Origin of the sequence: uncultured Boseongicola sp., from assembly GCF_937988555.1 — a bacterium.
In the GTDB taxonomy this organism is placed as follows: Bacteria; Pseudomonadota; Alphaproteobacteria; order Rhodobacterales; family Rhodobacteraceae; genus Boseongicola.
In genome coordinates this window covers 1-7,383 of sequence record NZ_CALJXO010000172.1, presented here as the reverse complement: position 1 = coordinate 7,383, position 7,383 = coordinate 1, and the positions used below count along the sequence as shown (strand labels likewise).

General features: G+C 56.3%; 8 protein-coding genes. 5 read left to right on the top strand and 3 right to left on the bottom strand.

The genetic code is table 11. The features are described 5' to 3' along the window. Together Q1B15_RS23420 and Q1B15_RS09440 are read right to left on the bottom strand one after the other, a co-directional pair. A partial coding sequence (locus Q1B15_RS23420) for a methyltransferase domain-containing protein (RefSeq protein WP_366141701.1) occupies positions 1–240 on the bottom strand: 240 nt, incomplete at its 3' end. 462 nt (positions 241–702) lie between these two features. Further along, positions 703–1,587 carry a DMT family transporter gene (locus Q1B15_RS09440; protein ID WP_299753330.1) on the bottom strand — a complete coding sequence of 295 codons (885 nt, stop codon included), beginning with the start codon at positions 1,585–1,587 and terminating at the stop codon, positions 703–705. A gap of 522 nt (positions 1,588–2,109) precedes the next feature. Between Q1B15_RS09440 and Q1B15_RS09435 the strand changes: the two genes are divergently transcribed. The 5 genes from Q1B15_RS09435 (at position 2,110) to Q1B15_RS09415 (ending at position 7,110) form a co-directional block, all read left to right on the top strand. Then, positions 2,110–3,675 carry a Fic family protein gene (locus Q1B15_RS09435; RefSeq protein WP_299753328.1) on the top strand — a complete coding sequence of 522 codons (1,566 nt, stop codon included), beginning with the start codon at positions 2,110–2,112 and terminating at the stop codon, positions 3,673–3,675. A 415-nt stretch (positions 3,676–4,090) separates the two neighbouring features. Then, positions 4,091–4,282, top strand: a complete 192-nt coding sequence (locus Q1B15_RS09430; RefSeq protein ID WP_299753326.1) for a hypothetical protein — start codon at positions 4,091–4,093, stop codon at positions 4,280–4,282. Further along, on the top strand, positions 4,279–4,458 hold the full coding sequence (locus tag Q1B15_RS09425) for a hypothetical protein (protein ID WP_299753324.1): 180 nt from the start codon (positions 4,279–4,281) through the stop codon (positions 4,456–4,458). Before Q1B15_RS09430 ends, Q1B15_RS09425 begins: the two co-directional genes overlap by 4 nt. Positions 4,459–4,899: 441 nt before the next feature. Next, entirely contained in the window at positions 4,900–6,354 is a 1,455-nt protein-coding gene (locus tag Q1B15_RS09420) for an aldehyde dehydrogenase family protein (RefSeq protein WP_299753322.1), read from the top strand. Positions 6,355–6,363: 9 nt separating this feature from the next. Further along, the gene (locus Q1B15_RS09415; protein ID WP_299753320.1) at positions 6,364–7,110 is read left to right on the top strand and encodes an SDR family oxidoreductase; all 747 of its coding nucleotides are present in this window, start codon (positions 6,364–6,366) and stop codon (positions 7,108–7,110) included. A 3-nt stretch (positions 7,111–7,113) separates the two neighbouring features. Here the strand turns inward: Q1B15_RS09415 and Q1B15_RS09410 are convergent. Next, positions 7,114–7,383, bottom strand: a 270-nt coding sequence (locus tag Q1B15_RS09410; RefSeq protein ID WP_299753318.1) for a hypothetical protein, incomplete at its 5' end; no start/stop codon positions are given.

Sequence of the window (7,383 nt, the reverse complement as noted above, 5' to 3'; positions counted from 1 at the left end):
TTCCGCCGATATGCTGGAGAACCCGGCCAACGCCAGTCTCATTGGCAATGACCTAGGCAATCTGGCATCGGCGTAGACCGCCTGATAGGTCGTCATCACGCGCTTCATCAGGGTGGGGTCACTGCTTGTCCAAACCAACGTTTCCCAATCTGTGCCCAGTATTACGATGCGACCACCAGGTTTCAGAACACGGAATGCTTCGGTCAGCGCGCAATCGACGTCATCGAGAAAGCAAAAAATCTACCGTTTGCGCCTGCGGCATCTCCGTCTCCGCGTGGGATGAGAAATCCATTTCGCAATGCAGCAGAAAAAGCGGACGTTGGTGCAAGCCGCTGCAATCTCGATAGGGGCTATAACCGGGTTGCGGGACTTTCCAGACCTTCACAATAATCAGTCAAACTACCGCTTTTGGCCCAATGCTGTCATTAGCCTTGTCCTAAAATGCTGCAACGCGGCCCGTCGAACCCTCCATTCGTATATATCGCAGCATTTTCGTTGCCCGAACAACTGCAGCGCGGATAAAGCTGCCGTCGCCAGCTACATACATAAAGGTCCGCTTGGGCGAATTGATGATAGGCGTCCATCATTGTAAGCAATACAGATGTATGCAAAAAAAACCTGTCTCTACTTCTTCATCGTGAGATTTTCGAAGCGTATCACTTCGACGAGACTCTCATACGGTTTGAAACCTTGCGCGGATAGCTACAGCCCCCGGACCCGCTCGCGCTGCCAGATATAGACACCAGACGCGATGATGATGGCGGTGCCGATCGCCGTCCAGATCGTCGGAAGCGTGTTAAACACCAGGTACCCCGCCGCAGTGGCATAAATCACCTGTACATAGGTAACCGGTGCCAGCACCGATGCTTGGGCGAACCTGAACGCCAGGGTCGCCAGAATATGACCAACGCCCCCTAGAAAACCGATGAACAGGAATACAAGCATATTCAGTGTGTTTTCTGGCCAAACCGCATTCTGCAACGCAATCGGTGCCAGAGCCAGGGTGGCCAGCCCATTCGTCCAAAGCTGACTGGTCGAGTTGTTGTCGATCCCCGCAAGGAGGCGCGTCAGAACAAAATAGGTCGAAGCAGAGAACAGCGCCCCTATTGAGAGAAACACGGCCCAATGAAACTGTGCGCCCCAAGGTTGCACAATGACCAGAACCCCGATGAACCCGGTCAGGACGGCTAGAAATCGGCGCAGCCCGACCCTTTCGCCCAAAATCGGAATGCTGAGTAACGTAACAACAATCGGCATCGCGAAGAACATTGCGATGGTCAGCGTGATCGGCAGGTATCGCAGGGCAAGGAAATTGAAAACTGTGCTGCCCAGAAGAGTCAGCGCGCGAAGGACTTGAATCCACGGCCGATTGGACCTGAATTCACCCAATCCGCGGCGAGGAATGAAGAATATTAGTGTGGTCAGAAACGCGCCGACATAGCGGGAAAATACTACTTGCATCGCTGGCAATCCTGCTAATATCAGCCACTTGGCCGATGTATCGATCAGGGTAAACAAGAAGATGGCTGACGCCATGATCAGCACCGCGGCAGTAGGCCGGTCCTCGCGTGGTGATGCAGCAACCATGGTCCTATTCAGGCTTTCGGACGATATCGTCCTCTAAAAGCACAGCACGGTATCCTCGAAAGATTGGTCCTGCACAAATCTAAGACGAAGGACCTTTTCGGATATCATCTGTTTGCGCCATCCATACACGATTTTTCGATCACCGGGACTCTCTTATAGATGATCCGCATGAGCAGCCTTACTTGAGCATCCGTGATGGTCAAGGGCATTCTGGGGTCCATTCTCGGCCTTTGGTGATCAAGGCATTGTCGAGAACGAGCAGTTTGCGCATTATCGCTGTGATGACAAGTTCAGCGGGTTTTCCTTGTGCGATTAGGGCGCAAGCAACGGAGTTTAGAATGTGCCAGAGAAGGGTCTCGCCCCTTATGGGATACACCGCCGCAAGACGGCTATTTATGCATCATTTTTCGACATAACTACCTCTCATGATAGCTTTTCGACATTCATGATTGATTTTCGTCGCAAACTTGCGTATATCGATTTTCGACACGGAGTGGTTTTGTGGTGTGATTTTCAACATTAATGAAGGTATTTCGACCGTTGCAGCTAGAAAACCTAAGCCCCCAGTTTTTCCACGACGAGGTCCTGCCAGAGGGCAAGAGCCTTGCCGGCTGGTCTGCGCTTATCATCAATCTTGGCATTGCCGCGCCCCTGCGCAACCCCGCATGCATTGCAGATAAGCATGTGCGCGGCAACAAGCGCGCCGACGGGCCCTGGGAGGTCTTCGACAAGCGGTACTTGCCCGAAGACACACTCGAAGGTCATCTGAACTTCGCGCTCCGGCACGAGCATATGGACCTGCTGATCTTAAGGCGGGCTTTCGATGCGGTGCCGCAGGAAGAGATCGAGGCCATTGTCCGCGCCACACCGACGGGCGCTTTTTCACGGCGCCTGTGGTTCTTCTATGAAACCCTGACAGGCCGCACGCTTAATCTGGAAGACGCCCCGACGGTTACGGCGGTTCCCGCACTTGACCCCAAGCTTCACTTCACCGGTAAGGAGCGCTTGTCGCTGCGACACCGCGTTCGCGACAACCTGCTCGGCACAGGCGCGCTGTGCCCGATCATCCGCCGCACAGAGAAGCTGGAAGAGTTGATCGCAAGCGACCTTGCCGCCCAGGCCCAAGACACAATCGGCAGAACGGGCGGTCAAGTCATCGCGCGCGCGGCGAGTTTTCTGCTGCTTGCTGACAGCCGCGCCAGTTTCGAGATTGAAGGCGAAAGGCCGCCGGTCAATAGATTGGAACGCTGGGGCCGCGCGGTTCTGGAAGCCGGCAAACGCCCGCTCAACCAAACTGAAATCTACCGCCTGCACCGCATCTTGATCGGTGATGATCGCCTGACGCCGATCGGCTACCGAGAAGAAGGCGTCTTTCTGGGCGAACGCGACCATAATAACGAACCGATCCCTGAGTTCATCGGCGCGCGCCGCGAGGACGTGTTCGAACTGATGACGGCGCTCAACGAATGTAATAACAGACTGCGGATCACGGATACCGATAATGTCGATCCTGTCCTACAGGCCGCGATCATTGCGTACGGGTTTATCTATATTCACCCGCTTGCTGACGGAAACGGCCGCTTGCATCGCTGCCTGATCCATCAGGTCCTGGCCGAGCGGAAATTCACACCGGCGGGTATGGTGTTTCCGGTGTCTTCGGTCATGCTCGACCGCATCGATGATTACCGCACCGTGCTGCAGGGTCATTCTGCCCCACTGATGGACTTCATAGATTGGCGCGCCTTACCCAATGGCAATGTCGATGTGCTGAACGACACAGCCGACCTCTATCGCTTCTTTGACTGCACAGCAGAAGCCGAGTTTCTGTATGAGTGTGTCAAACGCACGATCGAAGAGGATTTGCCGCGAGAGATTGAATATCTGAAGCGCCATGACGAAGCGATGCGCGGCATCATGAACGCCATTGAAATGTCCGATAACCTGGCTCAACAATCCATTTTTTTCATCAGAAACAATGATGGAGACTTCCCAAAGCGCCGCCGTGACCGTGAACCGTTTTCAAAGCTGACAGATGATGAGATTGCGACGATCGAAGAGATCGTCAGAGAGGCCTTTGCCGCGCAATAACCGGCATGCCGGTCATGACATGAGCCCGATGATCATCATCCCCATCATGATGCTGATCATCGTGATCACGATGGCGGTCATCGTGCCCATGGGCGCCAACGGATAAAGACGGCAATGAGCGCGCCAGCGTGCGTGTGAAGTGGTGGGCTTCAGAGCCCGGCTCATGGAGTGATATTGCAATGTCCGTGCCAGAAGCGGGCAGGCTGCCCGCAGGTGATGTTCCCGGCTCTGTCGTTCGAACGACGTACCGGCCCAAGGAGAAGTGGATCTTCTTCGGCCACTATTGGCTCACGGGCGAATTGGAACTCCAATCGCCGAACACTGGGCGGATTCAAGCGGTCATCGCAACGGTTCCGAATTGGAGATTGCGATGACGAAATAAAAGCGAGCTTCCGACCGAAGCACCCGAGACAAAATGCGTTCGCCTGGCCGTCCTAAGGTGGCACATCGAGCGCAGCAGTTTTTGTTCTGGCGATTGATTGAGCAGGGTATTTCCAGCGAAGAGGCCGCAGTTCAGGCTGGAGCGTCTGCCCCTGTTGGCAGTCGTTGGTTTCGAGAGGCCGGAGGCATGACGTCGACCGACGGCGCGATGGTGCGGGCAGCTTGAAGGCGTCGAAGGACCGTGAGCAGGCGGCGTTTCTAATTGAGGCGATGGCCGAGGACCGGCCCGACGATCTGTGCAGTGCCGACGTCAACGCAATGGAAGTTGGCCCACGCTGGCGCGAACACATTGCAAATTCGCTGAGACAGATGCAGGGCACGAAGAACATCCTGAACAACTAGGCGATGATCAGACTGATCGCTGTGATCGATGACATATTTGAAGGCGCGGATTATCCACCAGCCGCCTTGCGTCTCGATCCCTTCAGAAACGGGTTCTGTATTATTGGGAAAAAATCAGTGTTGAATGTCACTGAGAACTGACGCGGTAGAGGTCAGAATTGTCCCATCATCCAGCATGCGATTTGTGGCGACTAATTGTAATGTCTTGCGACATATGGTTTAATATAAAGTATTGATTATAATTATTTTATTGCAATAACTTGCGATGGGCTGAGACGTTATGTTAGGAGCCTCCTGCGCTACCAACACCCTCTCATGTTAACGAAGATGAACGGCGGTACCGCGCTGCGTTCACCATAGTCGTTGGCGAACAATTGCCGCTTCTCTGCCGGCGACCAAGCCGCTAAACACACTTAACACCGCTGATGTTTGGGGATGCACATGAGTCTTAGGCCGCTTGATCTTGATCCTACGAAGTGTCTGATCTCCGGGACATGGCAGTCGCCTGTCGGAGGCGAAACTCTAAACCTTGTTAACCCGTCAGATGGGACCGTTCTTTGCGATATCGCGCGTGCGGGAGTGGACGATATCGCGCTCGCAGTTGCAAGTGCCGAGGCCGCTTTGTCAGGAGATTGGGGCAGATCGACGGCCGCCGAGCGCGGGCGGGTGCTGGCCCGGATAGGGCAGCTGGTCCTTGAAAACACCGAACACCTTGCGGAACTTGAAGCCTTGGACGTCGGCAAGCCGCTGAAGCAGGCACGCGCAGATGTTCTCGCGCTGGCGCGGTATATGGAGTTCTACGCCGGTGCTGCAGACAAATTGCACGGCGCAACAATCCCTTATCTCGACGGCTACACGGTCTATACCTTGCGTGAACCGCACGGCGTGACGGGCCATATCGTGCCGTGGAACTACCCGATGCAAATCATAGGACGGTCTGTGGGCGCGGCCCTGGCGACGGGAAATGCGGCCGTTCTGAAGCCGGCAGAAGAAGCCTGCCTGACCGCGCTTGCTTTCGCGGAACTGGCGCGTCGCGCTGGTCTTCCGGACGGCGCGCTGAACGTTGTGCCAGGCCTTGGTGTCGAAGCGGGTGCGGCGTTAACGGCCCATCCCGGCGTGCGCCACCTGTCGTTCACTGGTTCGGTCGGGGTTGGCCGGTTGGTACAGACGTCGGCCGCGCAAAACCTGGTTCCGGTCACGCTTGAGCTTGGCGGTAAGTCGCCGCAGGTAGTCTTTGAAGATGCGGATCTGGAAGCGGCGCTGCCATTTTTGGTGAATGCAGGTATTCAAAACGCCGGTCAGACCTGTTCGGCATCCTCGCGGATTTTGGTGCACCGCTCCCGCTACACCGAGGTCGTCGAAAAAATGGCGGCGCGCTATGCGGCTTTGGTAGCGGGACCTGCTATGGACGATCTGGATGTGGGGCCTTTGGTGTCCAGGCGTCAAAAGGACATTGTCGAAAGTTACATTGCACAAGGCGCTGACTTGTACAGGGCCGCGACGGGGCGGATCGCAGATAATGCGCCGGACGGTGGGGCATATGTGGCACCTGTGCTTTTTGCCAACGTGCCTGCTGATCATGTTTTGGCGCGCGATGAGATTTTCGGACCCGTGCAGGTCGTCATCCCCTTTTCGGACGAGGACGAGGCCGTCACTATTGCCAATGGCACGGACTATGGGCTTGTCGCGTCGGTTTGGACACGCGATGGCGGGCGTCAGATGCGCATGGCGAAAAAGCTTCGTGCGGGTCAGGTTTTTCTGAACAACTACGGGGCTGGCGGCGGTGTCGAGTTGCCGTTCGGCGGGTCCGGGCTTTCGGGGCATGGGCGCGAAAAAGGGTTTGAGGCGCTGTATGGGTTTTCGGTCCTGAAAACTGTGGCGGCGTTTCATGGGTAGGGGAATGACATGCGATTGAAGGATAAATGCGCAATTGTGACAGGCGGCGCGTCTGGGTTCGGAAACGGCATTGTGCGCAAGTTTGTCGCGGAAGGCGCGCGGGTGGTCATCGCTGATATGAACCGTTCCGGTGCTGAGGCATTGGCCTCGGAACTCGGTGACGCTGCAGCCGCGGTGCAGGTGAATGTCGCCGTCAACGCAGATGTGGCCGCGATGACGGCCTTTGCGTTGGAGCGTTTTGGGCGGATTGATATTCTGGTGAACAACGCCGGTATCACCCACATGCCCGCAGCGATGGAAGACATCAGCGAAGAAGATTTCGACCGTGTTTTCGCAGTGAACGCAAAATCGGTCTACCTGACCGCGCGCCACATCGTGCCTCTGTTGAAAGCCCAAGGTGCGGGGGCAATTTTGAATGTCGCCTCTACCGCTGCCGTAAGCCCGCGCCCGCGTCTGTCCTGGTACAACGCCTCGAAGGGGTGGATGACGACCGCGACAAAAGGCATGGCGGTCGAATTGGCACCGCACGGTGTCCGCGTGAACGCGATCAACCCCGTCGCAGGCGAGACGCCGCTTTTGAAGATGTTCATGGGTGAGGACACGCCAGAGGTCCGCGCGAAGTTTTTGGCGACCATTCCTATGGGGCGGTTTTCTACGCCAGAAGATATGGGAAATGCAGCGTGTTACCTCTGCTCGGACGAAGCCAGCATGGTCACGGGTGTCTGTATGGAAGTGGATGGTGGACGCTGTATCTGAGCGTTATTCCGGCAGGTCGACAGCCAGCTGCGCCTCGCCCCATCCATCGGCGTTGGTGCGGGCCTCGATAAAGACGCGTGCGGTTGCCTCCGGGATTTCCACTCCTGACAGCGAGCGCGTGAAGGGTTGCTCGTCCACGTGCGGATGAAACAGCGTGCGCGTGCCGAGCACTGTGCCGTCTTGGGTCACGACGCGCCATCCGTCGGCGTAGTCGTCCCAGCCCGTGTCTGCGTGACGCAGAGTGACTGAAAACGTCCAATCTGACCCGCTGTC